The 15,176-nt window shown below is 68.2% G+C and carries 14 protein-coding genes and 1 tRNA gene; 5 read left to right on the top strand and 10 right to left on the bottom strand.

The window, feature by feature from the left end; translation table 11 throughout:
- Positions 1 to 741, bottom strand: a 741-nt coding sequence (locus JWP65_RS19910) for a M20/M25/M40 family metallo-hydrolase (RefSeq protein WP_299766916.1), incomplete at its 3' end; no start/stop codon positions are given.
- 72 nt (positions 742 to 813) lie between these two features.
- Between JWP65_RS19910 and JWP65_RS19905 the strand changes: the two genes are divergently transcribed.
- The gene (locus JWP65_RS19905; RefSeq protein ID WP_299766913.1) at positions 814 to 2,010 is read left to right on the top strand and encodes a M20 aminoacylase family protein; all 1,197 of its coding nucleotides are present in this window, start codon (positions 814 to 816) and stop codon (positions 2,008 to 2,010) included.
- Positions 2,007 to 3,098 carry a M14 family metallopeptidase gene (locus JWP65_RS19900; RefSeq protein ID WP_299766911.1) on the top strand — a complete coding sequence of 364 codons (1,092 nt, stop codon included), beginning with the start codon at positions 2,007 to 2,009 and terminating at the stop codon, positions 3,096 to 3,098. The genes JWP65_RS19905 and JWP65_RS19900 overlap by 4 nt, the downstream gene beginning before the upstream one ends.
- A gap of 45 nt (positions 3,099 to 3,143) precedes the next feature.
- On the opposite strand, the gene JWP65_RS19895 is transcribed toward JWP65_RS19900, so the two are convergent.
- Genes JWP65_RS19895 through JWP65_RS19885 form a run of 3 tightly spaced genes read right to left on the bottom strand, consistent with a single transcriptional unit; the run spans position 3,144 to position 5,550 of the window.
- Entirely contained in the window at positions 3,144 to 3,917 is a 774-nt protein-coding gene (locus tag JWP65_RS19895; RefSeq protein ID WP_299766909.1) for a type III pantothenate kinase, read from the bottom strand.
- 5 nt (positions 3,918 to 3,922) lie between these two features.
- Positions 3,923 to 4,849, bottom strand: coding sequence for a hypothetical protein (locus tag JWP65_RS19890; protein ID WP_299766907.1), 927 nt, complete (start codon positions 4,847 to 4,849; stop codon positions 3,923 to 3,925).
- Between the two features lie 32 nt (positions 4,850 to 4,881).
- A complete protein-coding gene (locus tag JWP65_RS19885) occupies positions 4,882 to 5,550 on the bottom strand; it encodes a LuxR C-terminal-related transcriptional regulator (RefSeq protein ID WP_299766905.1) in 669 nt (222 codons plus the stop codon).
- 48 nt (positions 5,551 to 5,598) lie between these two features.
- Here JWP65_RS19885 and JWP65_RS19880 point away from each other — a divergent pair, with 48 nt between their 5' ends.
- Positions 5,599 to 6,930 carry a HAMP domain-containing sensor histidine kinase gene (locus tag JWP65_RS19880; RefSeq protein WP_299766903.1) on the top strand — a complete coding sequence of 444 codons (1,332 nt, stop codon included), beginning with the start codon at positions 5,599 to 5,601 and terminating at the stop codon, positions 6,928 to 6,930.
- A 30-nt stretch (positions 6,931 to 6,960) separates the two neighbouring features.
- Positions 6,961 to 7,941, top strand: a complete 981-nt coding sequence (locus JWP65_RS19875) for a response regulator (RefSeq protein ID WP_299766901.1) — start codon at positions 6,961 to 6,963, stop codon at positions 7,939 to 7,941.
- Between the two features lie 60 nt (positions 7,942 to 8,001).
- Here the strand turns inward: JWP65_RS19875 and cqsA are convergent, their stop codons facing one another.
- The 3 genes from cqsA to JWP65_RS19860 form a co-directional block, all read right to left on the bottom strand.
- Positions 8,002 to 9,285, bottom strand: a complete 1,284-nt coding sequence (cqsA, locus tag JWP65_RS19870) for an alpha-hydroxyketone-type quorum-sensing autoinducer synthase (RefSeq protein ID WP_299766899.1) — start codon at positions 9,283 to 9,285, stop codon at positions 8,002 to 8,004.
- A gap of 133 nt (positions 9,286 to 9,418) precedes the next feature.
- A complete protein-coding gene (gene secA, locus JWP65_RS19865; RefSeq protein ID WP_299766897.1) occupies positions 9,419 to 12,172 on the bottom strand; it encodes a preprotein translocase subunit SecA in 2,754 nt (917 codons plus the stop codon).
- Between the two features lie 196 nt (positions 12,173 to 12,368).
- The gene (locus tag JWP65_RS19860; RefSeq protein ID WP_299766895.1) at positions 12,369 to 13,322 is read right to left on the bottom strand and encodes a M23 family metallopeptidase; all 954 of its coding nucleotides are present in this window, start codon (positions 13,320 to 13,322) and stop codon (positions 12,369 to 12,371) included.
- 32 nt (positions 13,323 to 13,354) lie between these two features.
- Here JWP65_RS19860 and JWP65_RS19855 point away from each other — a divergent pair, with 32 nt between their 5' ends.
- Positions 13,355 to 13,663: a hypothetical protein gene (locus tag JWP65_RS19855; protein ID WP_299766918.1), complete on the top strand. Its 309-nt coding sequence runs from the start codon at positions 13,355 to 13,357 to the stop codon at positions 13,661 to 13,663.
- 154 nt (positions 13,664 to 13,817) lie between these two features.
- On the opposite strand, the gene JWP65_RS19850 is transcribed toward JWP65_RS19855, so the two are convergent.
- The 3 genes from JWP65_RS19850 to JWP65_RS19840 form a co-directional block, all read right to left on the bottom strand.
- Positions 13,818 to 13,893: transfer RNA gene (locus tag JWP65_RS19850), tRNA-Thr, on the bottom strand.
- Between the two features lie 137 nt (positions 13,894 to 14,030).
- Complete coding sequence (locus JWP65_RS19845) at positions 14,031 to 14,537, bottom strand: ClpXP protease specificity-enhancing factor (protein ID WP_299766893.1); 507 nt, start codon at positions 14,535 to 14,537, stop codon at positions 14,031 to 14,033.
- A 27-nt stretch (positions 14,538 to 14,564) separates the two neighbouring features.
- The gene (locus tag JWP65_RS19840; protein WP_299766891.1) at positions 14,565 to 15,176 is read right to left on the bottom strand and encodes a glutathione S-transferase N-terminal domain-containing protein; all 612 of its coding nucleotides are present in this window, start codon (positions 15,174 to 15,176) and stop codon (positions 14,565 to 14,567) included.

Genomic DNA, 15,176 nt, shown 5'->3' with positions numbered 1-15,176 from the left:
GCCGCCGTGGAACTGGCCGACGCTGGCGGTGGAGAACGGCACGTCGAAGCCTTGGTAGCGCGGCTCCTCGCGCTCGAAAGCCTCGGCCATGTCGCGCACGCGACCGACCAGCCGCGCTGCCATCTCGATGGCGTTGACCGACTGCGGCGTCAGCGACGAATGCGCCTCCTTGCCGCGCACGCAGCACTTGTAGCGGTACACGCCTTTGTGCGCGATCGCCGGCACCATGCTGGTGGGCTCGCCCACGATGCAGGCCAGCGGCGCGACGCCGGCTTCGCGCATGTCGGCGATCAGCTCCTTGACGCCGAAGCAGCCGATCTCTTCGTCGTAGCTGAAGGCGAAGTGGATCGCGAACGGCGCCGGGCTGTCCAGGAACGCCTGGGCATTGGCCAGCGCGATGGCGATGAAGCTCTTCATGTCGGCCGAGCCGCGACCGTACAGGCGGCCATCGCGCACCACCGCCCCCAGCGGGTCGACCGTCCAGTCCTGCCCGTCCCAAGGCACGGTGTCGGTGTGGCCCGACAGGATCAGGCCGGCCGGCTTGCCTTCGCCCAGCGTCGCGAACAGGTTGGCCTTGGTGCGCCCGGCGTTGTGGCTCAGCCGGGCGGGCACGCCCAGCCGCGCCAGCTCGTCGCGGATGAAGTGGATCAGCTCCAGGTTCGAGTTGGCGCTCACGGTGTTCATGCGCACCAGGGTCCGGGCGAGTTCGAGCGCGCGCGGCGCCAGGGCAGATGCATCCATCTGCGGATTGTCCCGGATAGGCACGGTCCTTGCGCGCAGCTAGACTGACAGCCCGAGAAGGACCCGTACCCCATGAAGCTCCTGGATTCCATCGTCACCCAGGCCGCGTCCATCGCGGCCTTGCGCCGTGACATCCACGCCCACCCGGAACTGTGCTTCGAGGAGGTGCGCACCGCCGACCTCGTGGCCGCCAAGCTGCTGGAATGGGACATCCCCATCCACCGCGGCATGGGCACCACCGGCGTGGTGGGCATCGTCAAGGCCGGCACCTCCCCGCGCGCCATCGGCATGCGCGCCGACATGGACGCCCTGCCGATGCAGGAGTTCAACACCTTCGCCCACGCCAGCCGGCACGCCGGCAAGATGCACGCCTGCGGCCACGACGGCCACACTGCCATGCTGCTGGCCGCGGCCCAGCACCTGGCGAAAAACCGCAACTTCGACGGCACCGTCTACCTGATCTTTCAGCCGGCCGAAGAAGGCGGCGGCGGCGCCCGCGAGATGATCAAGGACGGCCTGTTCGAGCAGTTCCCCATGGACGCGGTGTTCGGCATGCACAACTGGCCGGGCAGCGCGTTCGGCAAGTTCGCCGTCAGCCCCGGCCCGGTGATGGCGTCCACCAGTGAATTCAAGATCGTCATCCGCGGCAAGGGCAGCCATGCCGCCCTGCCCCACAACGGCATCGACCCGGAGCCGATCGCCTGCGAAATGGTGCAGGCGTTCCAGACCATCATCAGCCGCAACAAGAAGCCGATCGACGCCGGCGTGATCTCGGTCACGATGATCCATGCGGGCGAGGCCACCAACGTGGTGCCGGACAGCTGCGAGCTGCAAGGCACGGTGCGCACCTTCACCGCGGAGGTGCTCGACCTGATCGAGCGCCGCATGAAGCAGATCTCCGAGCACCTGTGCGCCGCGCACGACGCCACCTGCGAGTTCTCCTTCACGCGCAACTACCCGTCCACTGTCAACTCGCCGGCGGAAGCCGAGTTCGCGCGCCAGGTGATGGTCTCCATCGTCGGCGAAGCCAACGTGGAGCTGCAGGAGCCGACCATGGGCGCGGAGGATTTCTCCTTCATGCTGCAGGCCAAGCCGGGCGCCTACTGCTTCATCGCCAACGGCGAAGGCCACCATCGCGAGATCGGCCACGGCGGCGGTCCGTGCATGTTGCACAACCCCAGCTACGACTTCAACGACGACCTGATCCCGCTGGGCGCGACCTACTGGGTGCGGCTGGCCGAAGGCTGGCTCGGCAAGGACGCCCGGTGAGCCTGGACGCCTTCTCCGGCAGTTACGCGCAGGCGCGGCGCAAGTTCATCGAAGCGGCCGGCCAGGCCGGCCTGCTGGTCGAGTCCAGAACCCACCCCAAGCGCGGACTGGAGGGCGAGGAACTGGCCATGGACGTGGCTCGCGAGGGCGACCCCAGCGCCTCGCGCCTGCTGGTCCTGAGCAGCGCCTGCCATGGCGTGGAGGGCTTTTGCGGCAGCGCCGTGCAGGTGGCGGCGCTGCGCGACGGCGAATGGCGCGCGCACGCGGCGGCCAAAGGGGTCGCGGTGCTGTACATCCACGCGCTGAACCCGTTCGGCTTCTCGCACATCCGCCGCACCACGCACGAGAACGTGGACCTGAACCGCAACTTCCACGATTTCTCGGCGCCGCTGCCGGTCAACGAAGGCTACCGGGAACTGCACGCGCTGCTGGTGCCGCGGGAGTGGCCGCCGACCGACGAGAACGCCCGCGCCCTTGCCGGCTACATCGCCAGCCACGGCGAGGCGGCTTACCAGGCCGCCGTCTCGGGTGGCCAGTACGAGTACGCCGACGGCCTGTTCTACGGCGGGCGGGCGCCCACCTGGAGCAACCTGGCGCTGCGCGAGGTGCTGCGCACCCACGGCCGGCGGGCCGGCCGCCTGGGCTGGATCGACGTCCACACGGGGCTGGGCCCAAGCGGCCATGGCGAGCGGATCTTCGCCGGCCGCAACGATCCCGCGGCGCTGGCCCGCGCCAGGCAATGGTGGGGCGGCGAAGGCGGCCAGGGCGTCACGTCGATGTACGACGGCTCGTCCACTTCGGCCGTTCTCACCGGGCTGATGTTCACCTCGGTCGACGACGAGTGTCCGCAGGCCCAGTACACCGGCATGGCGCTGGAGTACGGCACGGTGCCGATGCTGGACACGCTGCAGGCGCTGCGCGGCGAACAGTGGCTCAACGCCCATCCGGATGCCCCGGCACCGGTGGCGGCGGCGATCCGGCAAAAGATGATGCAAGCGTTCCACACCGACACCGACGCATGGCGGCAGCAGGTGCTGGCGCAGGCGCGCGAGGCGCTGTTCCAGGCAGTCGACGGGTTGGCGGCCTGAACCTTGCGAGGGCCGGGATGGACACCGCGCAGCCCGGTCCCTTGATCAGGGATCCATTCCCCGTTCGCGGGCGATGACCAGCAGGCCGTCGAAGATCAGGCTTTCCACCAGCTCAAAGCGCAGCGACATGTGCGGCGCCATCTTCCAGCCGGCGCCGCCGGTCATGTAGCAGGCCGGCTCGGCGCCGCAGTGGTCGCGCACGTGGTGCAGCATCTGCTCGATCGCGCCGGAGATGGCGAAGGTGCCGCCGCTGGTCAGCGCGTCGCTGGTGTTGGTGGGGAAGGTGCGCACCTCGCCGGTGGGCACGTGCAGGCCCGCGGTGCCGCTTTCCAGCGCCTTGAGCATGATGCCGTGGCCGGGCAGGATGAAGCCGCCCAGGAAGTGACCGCTCGCGTTCACCGCCTCCACTGTCACGGCCGTGCCGACCATCACCACCACCATCGGCCGCGCCGGGCCGGCGGCCAGCATGCGGTGGCGCGCGCCGATCATGCCGACCCAGCGGTCGGCGCCCAGGCGTGTCGGGTGGTCATAGCCGTTGGTCATGCCGGCTTCGGCCGCGCTGGAGACCACCCATTGCGCCGGCACGTCCCACAGTTCCTCCATCTGCTCCTCGACCCGCCGCTTGACCGCGTCGGCGGCGACACAGCAACCGATCATCCGCCGCGGCGCCGGCAGGCCGGCCCAGTCGCCGTCGGCCAGCTTGTCGATGTTTTCCAGGAACTGCACGCCGTGCGCGAACGGCTGGGCGCCCGCCTCGCAGCCGGCGTACAGCGACCACTTCAGGCGGGTGTTGCCGATGTCGATGACCAGCAGTGGCATGCCGTTCAAGCTGCGGCCTGCAGCGGCTCGTGCAGGGCCGCCAGGTCGGCGGCCAGTGTCTCTTCCTGCTTGCGCAGCTGGGCGCAGTCGTTGGCGGCTTGCCGCAGGCACAGCTGCAACTCCTGCTGCACCGCCTTGGCCCGCCCCACCCCCTCGGCCACCGAGCCGCTGCCAGCAGCCTCGGCGGCGACCGGCTCGAGCCGGTCGTGCCAGCTGCGCCACTCGCCGTCCAGCGCCCGCTGCAGCGTCTGCACCACGTCAGCGCGCCGCGCGGCGGCCGTCTTGCACCGCTCGCCCGCCCGCTGGGCGGCCGTGACCGCGCCACGCAGCTGCTTGAGCCGCTCGACCAGCAGCTCGCACCGCAGCGTGTCCGCGCGCACCTGGCGCGCCTGTTCGCCGGGCAGGGCCGAGCGGGCCTTGAGCTGGTTGCGCATGTCCTGCAGCCAGCGCGTGCCCTGTTCCATGATCTTCTCGATGGCGCGCACTTCGACGTCGAATTCCACCAGCGCGCGCGCGCCGGCGCCGTCGCTGGCCAGCTGGCGCCGCTGCAGCGCCCTGACTTCCTGCGCCAGGTCTTCGGCGGCGCGCACGATGTGCCCGACCTGGGCGACGAAGCCGACAGCCTCCTCCTTGCCCTGGCCCAAGGTGCGCGCCCACCAGCCGCGGGGCCGCAGCGCGTCGTAATCGAGCTTTTGCAGATCGTCCTGCAGCGCCTGCAAGGCGCCGCGCACGCCTTGCTCGTCGCGCTCGCGCACCAGCGTCTCCAGCTGGCGCCGCAGGTCCACCAGCCGTCGCACGTGGCCGCTGCCGGCGTCGGTCGCCAGCTGGTCCAGCCAGGCCGCGGGGCTGGACACAGGCTGGCGCAACTGCAGTTGCGCCAGCCTGGCCGGCGTCATCAGGGACGCGGTGCGGTCGTCGGAAGGGTCGCTCATGGGCGGAATATAGCCGCAGGGGCGTCCTGCCCTCAAATCGCCCCGATCCAGCAGGCCCGCTGGATCGCCGCCATCTTGTTGTCCACCTTCAGCTTGCTCATGGCGTTGGCCAGGTGGTAGTTGACGGTGCGCTCGGTGCAACTGAGCTGCTGCGCGCTCTCGCGCGCCGTCAGGCCCTGAAACGCCAGCACCAGGCATTCGCGCTCGCGCGGGCTGAGGGTGGAGCGGGCGACCGCGATCGAGCGCTTGACCAGCGGCCAGATGTTCATCGCCGACCAGACCAGCGAGGCGGCTTCGGCGCGATCGGTCAGCTCGCGCGGGCTGAACATGAAGCACTCGAAGGCGCGCCCGGCCGGCAACGAAAATTCCACCCGGACCACCGTCTGGTAGCCGTGCGCGAGCCACAGCAGCCGCCACCGGCTGGCGTGGGCGGGATCGGACCTGGAGATGGTCTGCCAGGCGACCAGCGGCGCGTCGGAGTCGCGCCAGGGCGCGCCGAAGTCACGGCTTTCGGCCAGCGCATTGGCGGCTTCGGCGACCAGCGGCGGATGGACCGCGATCACCTGCCGGTCTTCGCTGCTGCCGAACGGATCCGGGCCGAGCACGACCACGGCCTCGACCGAAAACTCGCGCAGGGCCGCCACCCAGTCGCTGAGGATTCCGTCGAGGCTGACACTGTCAAAGTTAACAGGGACCCCCATCACCTCACCGTTTTTGCGCTCGCAGGGCTGTGACAATATCACCACTCCATGCACGACGATCCGCGCCGCCCCCTGTTCGCCGCCTCGCCGCCGCGGGCGATCTACGAGTCGGTCGCCCAGCGCCTGCGCTTTTGGGCGTCCACCGAGGTGGTCCGACCGCTGGTCGAGCCGATCCTGCATCCGTCGACGTGGCGCATCCGCGCGCTGGGCATGACCACGATGCTCGGGCATCCCCTGTTCTACCTGGTGTGGGGGCTGTTGCTGCCCCAGCCGTACGAGAACCTCGCGCTGCGCGTGGTGATGGCGGTGCTGGGGCTGGGGCTGCTGGTCATCCCCGGTGTCAGCGCCACGCCTCCGAACAGGCTGGCCACCATCACCTTCTCGATCATCTTCTGGCTGACCCTGCCCTGGCTGTTTTCGTGGATGTACTTCTGCAACAGCGGCAACGCGGTCTGGCTGGCCAGCCTGGGGGCGATGTTCCTGATCTACTACCACCTGACGGACTGGCGGCTGGCCACCCTGGGCAGCATCAGCGGCCTGCTGGTGGCCTGGCTGATGTTTCATGCGATCGGCCCCGACGCGCCGCCGATCGGGCTGGAGCTGGGGCTGACCAACACCGTGGTGCTGGGCTTTTGCTGGTTCATGGGCCTGACGCTGGGGCTGTCGTCGTCGAACCTGCGGCGCGAGCAGCTGGCCTACACGCTGGGCACCATGGGCATCATGGCGCACGAGCTGCGCACGCCGCTGGCCACCATGCAGCTGATCGGCGAGGCCCTGCGCAACGAAGCCTGGACGCGCGAGGACGACAGCGGGCCGAAGCTGGAGAAGCTGGCGCTGCGGCTGAACAACCTGGTGCGCAATATGAACCACCAGATCGACATGCAGATCACCAACGCGCGCCTGATGCGGCTGCCGCGGCACACGGAGCTGGTGTCGGCGGCGGGCCTGGTTCAGGCAGCGGTTGCCGACTACCCGTTTCGCAGCAACCGCGAGCGCGACAGCCTGGTGGTGCACCTGCACGGCGACTTCCGCTTCCGCGGCTCGCGGGCGCTGTTCGCCCAGGTGCTGGACAACCTGACCAAGAACGCGCTGCGCTCGCTCGCGGCGGCCACCACGGCCGCCCAGCCCGGCGACCTGACGATCGAAGTCGGCGCGCAGGGCAACCGCGGCCGGATCGTGTTTTCCGACAAGGGCGTGGGCATGGAGCCGGACTTGCAGGCCCGCATCTTCCAGCCCTTCTTTTCCACCGACCGCGGCACCGGCCATGGCCTGGGCCTGGCCTTCTGCCAGCGGGTGGTGCAGGGCGCCCATGGCACCATCCGGGTCAAGTCCGAGCCGCACCGCGGAGCGATCTTCACGATCGAGTTGCCGCTTGCGTAGCAAAATGCAAGTTGCGCGCACCACCCGCCCATGACCTTCCCCCTCTTTCACCGCCCCGGCACCGTCGTCTTCCTCGACGACGACCCGGACTACCTGGAGATGCTGGCCCTGGTGCTGCCGCGCCACTGGCACCTGCGCCTGTTCATGCGCCCGACGGAGTGCATCGCGCACCTGCTGCAGGAGCCGCCGTTCTGGGAAGCCGACGCCTGGAACCAGCAGCAGCTGGTCGACCTGTGGCGCGAAGGCAAGCCGCTGATCCCGCAGATCCTGGGCTACTGGTCGAAGTACACCGAGCGCTACGCCCTGTCGCGCGTGTGCGTGGTCGATTTCTCGATGCCCGGCATGGACGGGCTGCAGACCCTGGCGGAACTGGGCGACTGGCCGGGTTCGCGGGTGCTGCTGACCGGCCAGGCCGACGAACAGGTGGCGGTGCGGGCCTTCAACCGCGGGCTGATCCACCAATTCATCCCCAAGCAGACACAGGACATCTCGCGCCGCCTGATCGAGGCGGTGGAGCGGCTGCTGTTCGCCGCCCATCCGCGCCACGCCCAGACCTGGCGCGCGACGCTCAAGCCGGAACAGGCCTCCCTGCTGCGCGCCCCGGGCGTGGCCGCCTGGCTGTCGGCGTTCTGCGCCAAGAACTGGGTCGAGCACGTGGCCATCGGCGACCCGTTCGGCGTGCTGGGCATGGACGCGGCCGGCAAAATCGGCTGGCTGCAGCTGGAGACACGCGACGGCCTGCAGGCCCTGGCCGAAATGGCGGAGGTGGCCGGCGTGCCGGCGGCCGGCGTGGCGCAAGTGCGCAGCGGCGCCCGGCTGGCGGACGTGGAACTGCGCCAGGCGCTGTCGTCGTCGCAGCCGGTGACGCTGGTGCCCGCGTTTTCCGTGGGCGAAGGCGAAGGCGCCCTGCTGGGCGCCCTGTTCCCGGTCGAGCCGACCACCGGGCCCGACCCGAACAACAGCTACAGCCGCTGGCTGGCGCGCCAGCCAAAGCGGCACGTGCAGGAGTAGGCTGGGGCCAGGCGAAGCCGCACCCCAGCTTGCGGCACGGCTCTTTCGCGCACCACCGGCCTACGAAGCGGCCGCAGCGCGCTGGCGCCGGGCGATCGGCCAGTCCCACGGCTTGACCAGCGGCGCCAGCTCCTGCGCCACCGCCTCCACGTGGCCCATCTCGGCATCCGTCAGGGCCGAATTGAGCGTCAGCCGCACCATCGCCCGGTTCCGGCTGGTGGCCGGGGCGCAGAACACCGCGCCGAACACGCCGCGCGTTTCCAGCTTGTCGCGCAGGGCCAGCGTGTCGCTTTCGGCGCCGGCTTCCAGCGAAATGATCTGCTCGCTGCCGTGGTGGATCGGAAAACCCGCATCGCTGAATGCCTGGCGCAGGCGCTGCGTGTTGCGGCGCAACTGCACCCGCGCCTCGTCGCTGCGCTCCACCAGGTCCAGGGTGGCCGCCAGCCCGGCGATCTCGTGCGGCAGCAGGCAGGAGCTGAAGATGCTCGGGTAGCTGTGGCACATCAGGTAGTGGCGCAGCTCGTTGGGCATGGTGAAGAAGCCGGCGCGACCGGCGAAGGCCTTGGCCAGGCTGGCCGTGATGAAGTGCACCCGGTGTGTCAGGTCCAGCTCGGCGCACAGGCCGCGGCCCTGCGGGCCATGGGTGCCCAGGGAATGCGACTCGTCGACCAGGATCATGCAGCCGTTCTGCTCGGCCACCTCGACGATCTCCAGCAGCGGGCAGATCGCGCCCGTGGTGCTGTACACCGAGTCGACGATCACCAGGCCCGGACCGTGGCGCTTGATCATGCGGGCCAGGTGGCCCGGGTCGTTGTGGCGAAAGGCCTGGGCCGGCGCGCCAGCGGCGCGCACGCCTTCCCACAGCGACATGTGGGCCAGGCTGTCAAGGTAGACCGGGGTTTCCGGGTCGGCGATCACCTGGATCAGGCCCAGGTTGGCGGTGTAGCCCGACTGGCAAAGCAAGGCGCCTTCCTTGCCGACGAAGTTCGCCAGCCCGGCCTCGAAGCGCGAGCTGGGACTGCCGTCCATCTGGAACACGCCCGACTGGACCACGAACTCTTCGTTGCAACGCAGCGCGGCCAGCTGCGCATTGACGATGTCCTGGTGTCCGGTGACCGCCAGGTAATCGTTGCCGTCGAGCCGGACGGCGTCCGGGCCCGGCACCACCCCGTGCGTGACGAACTTCTTGCCCCACTCCTTTTCCCAGCGCTCCCTGAACTGGGAGTCGATCCGTTGCCGCAGCTTCGGCGACAGACCGGGTTCGGCGGCCACGGCACGGGCCGGGGCAAAGGTGGTGGCAGCGACTGCCTGGTTCGAAACGCGCTTCGGGTTGGTGACTTCCATTGGGGACTCCTGCTTTGGAGTGACCCATTGAAGACAAACTCCGGTCAGGCTGCGCCCAGACCCCTGTCATATCTGACAGGGTATGACACAAAGCGTTACCAAGTGTGTGGACTATTTCCCACTGTGAACAGGATCAGGTCAGCCGGCCGTGGCAAAGCTTGAACTTTTTACCGCTACCGCACGGGCAAGGGTCGTTGCGGCCCACCCGCGGCATCGCCCCGGCAGCCACCTGCGCCGTGTTCTGGTCCACCACCGTTTCCACCTCGCCGGTTTCGGTCGGCGCGGTGTAGGTGACGTTGGCGATGCGCTCGGCACGCTGCTCGAGGTCGTCCGCCGCCTGGTCGAGCTGGTCGCGCGACTGCACCGTGACGGTCATCAGGATCTTGGTGACTTCGTTCTTGACGGCGTCGAGCATCTGGCCGAACAGCTCGAACGCCTCGCGCTTGTATTCCTGCTTCGGCTGCTTCTGGGCATAGCCGCGCAGGTGGATGCCTTGGCGCAGGTAGTCGAGCGAGGCCAGGTGTTCGCGCCAGTGCGAGTCGATGCTCTGCAGCAGCACCATGCGCTCGAACTGGGTGAAGTTCTCTTCGCCGACCTGGTCGACCTTGGCCTGGAACGCCTGATGCGCGGCCTTGACCACGCGCTCGGCGATGTCCTCGTCGGTGATGGAGCTGGAGGCCTCCACTTCGGCCTTGAGCGCCAGCGGGATGCCCCACTCTTCGGCCAGCACCCTTTCCAGCGCGGGCAGGTCCCATTGCTCCTCCACCGTCTCGGGCGGCACGTACTGGTGCGCCAGGTCGGTGAAGCAGCCTTCGCGCAGGGCGGCGATCTGGGCGCCGAGCGCCTGCGCGTCAAGGATGTCGTTGCGCTGCTGGTAGATCACCTTGCGCTGGTCGTTGGAGACGTCGTCGTACTCCAGCAGCTGCTTGCGCACGTCGAAGTTGCGGCTCTCGACCTTGCGCTGGGCGCTCTCGATGCTGCGGGTGACGATGCCGGCCTCGATGGCTTCGCCGTCTGGCATCTTCAGCCGCTCCATGATGGCGCGCACGCGGTCGCCCGCGAAGATGCGCATCAGCGGATCGTCCAGGCTCAGGTAAAAGCGCGAGGAGCCCGGATCGCCCTGGCGGCCCGAGCGGCCGCGCAGCTGGTTGTCGATCCGCCGGCTTTCATGCCGCTCGGTGGCGATGATGCGCAGGCCGCCCTGCTGCTTGACGAAGTCGTGGTCCTTTTGCCACTGCGCGCGCAGCTCGGCGACGCGCGCCGGCTTGTCCTGCGCCGGGATCGACGCGTCGGCTTCCAGCGCCTCGACCGCTTTTTCGAGATTGCCGCCCAGCACGATGTCGGTGCCGCGGCCCGCCATGTTGGGGGCGAGGGTGATCATCTTGGCGCGCCCGGCCTGGGCGACGATGTCGGCCTCGCGGGCGTGCTGCTTGGCGTTGAGCACCTGGTGCGGCAGGTCGGCCTTTTGCAGCAGGCCGGAGATCAGCTCGGAGTTCTCGATCGAGGTGGTGCCCACCAGCACCGGCTGGCCGCGCGTGTAGCACTCGCGGATGTCGGTGATGGCGGCTTCGTATTTCTCGCGCGACGTCTTGTAGACGCGATCGAGCTGGTCGTCGCGGCTGCTCGGGCGGTTCGGCGGGATCACCACCGTCTCCAGGCCGTAGATTTCCTGGAACTCGTAGGCCTCGGTGTCGGCCGTGCCGGTCATGCCGGCCAGCTTGCCGTACAGGCGAAAGTAGTTCTGGAACGTGATGGAGGCCAGCGTCTGGTTCTCCGGCTGGATCGTCACGCCTTCCTTGGCTTCCACGGCCTGGTGCAGGCCGTCGCTCCATCGCCGGCCCGACATCAGGCGGCCGGTGAACTCGTCGACGATGACGACCTCGCCTTCCTGCACCACGTAGTGCTGGTCGCGGTGGTACAGGTGGTTGGCCCGCAGCGCCGCCATCAGGTGGTGCATCAGCGAGATGTTGGCCGGGTCGTACAGCGTCGCGCCCTCGGGGATCAGCCCCAGGTTGAACAGGATGCGCTCGGCGTTCTCGTGGCCCTGCTCGGTCAGGAACACCTGGTGCGTTGTCTCGTCGAGCGTGAAGTCGCCCGGCTTGGTGACACCCTCGCCGGTGCGCGGGTCGGCTTCGCCTTCCTGCTTGGTCAGCTGCGGCACGATGCGGTTGATCGCGATGTACAGGTCGGTGTGGTCCTCGGCCTGGCCGCTGATGATCAGCGGCGTGCGCGCCTCGTCGATCAGGATCGAGTCGACCTCGTCGACGATGGCGTAGTTCAGCCCGCGCTGCACGCGGTCGCCGGTCTCGTACACCATGTTGTCGCGCAGGTAGTCGAAGCCGTACTCGTTGTTGGTGCCGTAGGTGATGTCGCTGCCGTAGGCGCCCTGCTTCTCGGGCTTTGGCATGTTCGGCAGGTTGACGCCGACCGACATGCCCAGGAAGTTGTACAGCTTGCCCATCCAGAGGGCGTCCCGATTGGCCAGGTAGTCGTTGACCGTGACCACGTGCACGCCCTTGCCGGCCAGCGCGTTCAGGTACACCGGCAGCGTCGCGGTCAGGGTCTTGCCCTCGCCGGTGCGCATCTCGGCGATCTTGCCTTCGTGCAGCGCCATCCCGCCCACCAGCTGGACGTCGAAGTGGCGCATCTTCATGATCCGCTTGGAGCCTTCCCGCACCACGGCGAAGGCCTCCGGCAGCAGTGCGTCCAGCTCCTCGCCCTTGGCGACGCGGTCGCGGAACTCCTGGGTCTTGCCGCGCAGCTGCTCGTCGGACAGTTGCTCGAACTGCGGCTCCAGGGCGTTGATTTGTTCCACCCGCCGGCGGTACTGCTTGAGCAGGCGGTCGTTGCGGGAGCCGAAGATTTTGGTCAGGAAGTTGGTGGCCATGAAAGCGTTTCCGTCAGCACCCCGGGCTGGGGCATGGCGGCGCGTTCCTTTGTCGTGTTCAGCAGGATCAGGTGGAGCCGCCGTGCCTTCTTGCAAGGCTGGTCGGCGGCGGCAAAACCCCGGATTTTACCTGCCGGCGGCGGCCCCGGCGGGGTCGCCGCCGCGGCAGGCCGTGCCCGGCGCAGGATTCAGCGCTTCAGCGGCCGGGCCGGGCGGCGGGTGCCGGCACCCGTTCGGCCAGCTGCAGGTTGCGCCCGCCCAGGAACTTGTGCGGGTCCTGGTAGACCCCCTGGACCATCACCTCGAAGTGCAGGTGCGGCCCGGTGGAGCGGCCGCTGCTGCCCACCTCGGCCAGCTGCTGGCCGCGCTTGACCAGGTCGCCCCGCTTGACCAGCAGCCTGGAGGCATGGGCGTAGCGGGTGGTCAGGTTGTTGCCGTGGTCCACTTCGACCATCTGGCCGTAGGCGAAATGGGTTTCGGCGGCGACCACCACGCCGCCAGCGGCGGCCAGGATGGCGGCGCCGGGGTCGGCCTGGAAATCCAGGCCGGTGTGCAGCGCCGAGCGGCCGGTGAAGGGGTCGATGCGCCAGCCGAAGGCGGAGCCGACGTGGCCGGCGTGCACCGGCTTTTGGGTGGGGATCATCAGCTTGGTGACGCGCTGGTCGAACAGCCGGGACTCCATCACCATCAGCAGGTCCTTGCGCTGGTCGCTGAGCTGGTCGAGTTGTGCCAGCGTGGACTGCAGTTGCTCCAGCGACAACGGCCGGCCCGACACCAGCATGCCGCCGCGCCCAGGCACGGCCTTGATCTCCTGGGGATTGACGCCGGCCAGCCCGGAGACCCGTTCGCCCAGGGCCTCCAGCTGCATCAGCTTGGCCTGCATCTCTCCGACCTTGCGCGCCATGGCGTCGAGGTTCTCGCGCATGAAACGATCGCGCTGCTCGACTTCGTCACCCACGACCGGCCGCGCCAACGTGCCGATCACCGGCCAGCCCTCGCGCGCGCCCTTGAGGAACACCCAGTGGTACAGCAACGCCGCCATCAGCATCAGCACCAGCGACAGTCCCAGCAGCGCCGCCAGCAGGCGAGTTCCGCTCAGGTTGATCGCGCGGCTGCGAGCCAAGCCGGCATCCGTGATAATGAAATGCACCTGGTTTCCTCTTTCTTTTCTTTGTGCAACCCCTGAACCGTCGCCACCATGCGGTGCCCTTGCACGAGGCCGCCGAAGGCTCGCCCAGCCTGGCCGCGCTCGTGCGGCTGGCGCGTGAGTCCGGCGAACGGCTCAAGGCGATCGAACTGTCCATCCCCGCCCCGCTGCGCGGCGCCGTCCGTCCCGGCCCCATCGAGGGGACCACCTGGTGCCTGCTGGTCGAGAGCAGCGCGGCGGCCGCGAAGATCCGGCAGGTGTTGCCGGTGCTCCAGGCCAAGCTCAACAATAGCGGATGGGAGGTTACCGCAATCCGCCTGAAGGTTGGAAGCCACCAGAAGTAAGCAGAGGCTCCGCCTGTCGGCCGCGCGAGCGCCTCGTTTCGGAAGTGAAAATTGACACTTGGCGGTCCAAACAAGTCCAACGTGTCAGGGCCACTGAAATTTCGGCCTTGTTCAGACCTTAGTGGGCGCTTCCGCGGGGAGGGCCCGCGAAACTTGGTGCCGATTGTCCGAATCGAACGGACGACCTACCGCTTACAAGGCGGTTGCTCTACCAACTGAGCTAAATCGGCTCACGTTCACTCGCAAAACACTGCGCGTTTTGCGAGTGATGATTAGATCAGAGGAACGAAGCGCGGGAAACCCGCACTTTGCGCCTGGAGGAACCGCCTTGCGCGATGCTCCACGCGGTCCACGTGCCGCTAGCGGGCTATTTGACGCGCTTGAGCGCCGGCCGCGGCCCCGAGGGCGGCTTGGGCGGTTCCTGGTCTTCGTTGGGCGAGCTGCCTTGGGCGTCCGGAACCAGCTGCACCACCTTGCCTTCGGATTCGACCGGCGCCGCCGGCACACTGGACAGCGGCGACGGCCTGGCGGCATCTTCGCCCGCGGGCGTGGTCACAGGAACCGGAAAAGCCATGCCCTGGCCGTTCTCGCGGGCGTAGATGGCGATCACCCGGCTGACCGGAACCATGATCTCGCGGGCCGAGCCGGCAAAGCGCGCCTTGAACTCGATGAAATCGTTGCCCAGCTTGAGCGAGCTGGTCGCGTCATAGCTGATGTTCAGGACGATCTCGCCGTTCTTGACGTACTCGCGCGGCACCTGCACCGACTCGTCGACCAGCACCGCGACATACGGCGTGAAGCCGTTGTCCGTGCACCATTCGTACAGGGCCCGGATCAGGTACGGGCGGGTGGAGGTCGATTCCAGGGCGTTCATGGGCGGTACTGCAGGCCGGCGCAAGCCTTATTTGCGCATGACCTTTTCGGACGGGGTCAGTGCTTCGATGTAGGCCGGACGCGAGAAGATGCGCTCGGCGTATTTCAGCAGCGGGGCGGCGTTCTTCGACAGCTCGATGCCGTAGTAGTCCAGACGCCACAGCAGCGGCGCGATCGCGACGTCGAGCATCGAGAAGTTGTCGCCCAGCATGTACTTGTTCTTCAGGAACACCGGGGCCAGCTGCGTCAGCCGGTCGCGGATGTGCGAGCGGGCCTTCTCCAGCGCCTTCTCGTTACCCTTGGTGGCGCGCGACTCGAGCGTGGAGACGTGGACGAACAGTTCCTTCTCGAAATTGAGCAGGAACAGGCGCACGCGCGCGCGGTCGACCGGGTCCCCGGGCATCAGCTGCGGATGCGGGAAGCGCTCGTCGATGTACTCGTTGATGATGTTCGACTCGTACAGGATCAGGTCGCGCTCGACCAGGATCGGCACTTGGCCGTACGGGTTCATCACGTTGATGTCTTCCGGCTTGTTGTACAGGTCGACGTCACGGATCTCGAAGTCCATGCCCTTTTCGAACAGCACGAAGCGGCAGCGATGGGAGAAGGGGCAGGTGGTTCCCGAATACAGCACCATCAT

It is taken from the genome of Ramlibacter sp., assembly GCF_028292805.1.
In the GTDB taxonomy this organism is placed as follows: domain Bacteria; phylum Pseudomonadota; class Gammaproteobacteria; order Burkholderiales; family Burkholderiaceae_C; genus Ramlibacter.
The sequence above is the reverse complement of the archived record's forward strand: the minus strand, read 5'-3'. Positions and strand labels throughout refer to the sequence as shown.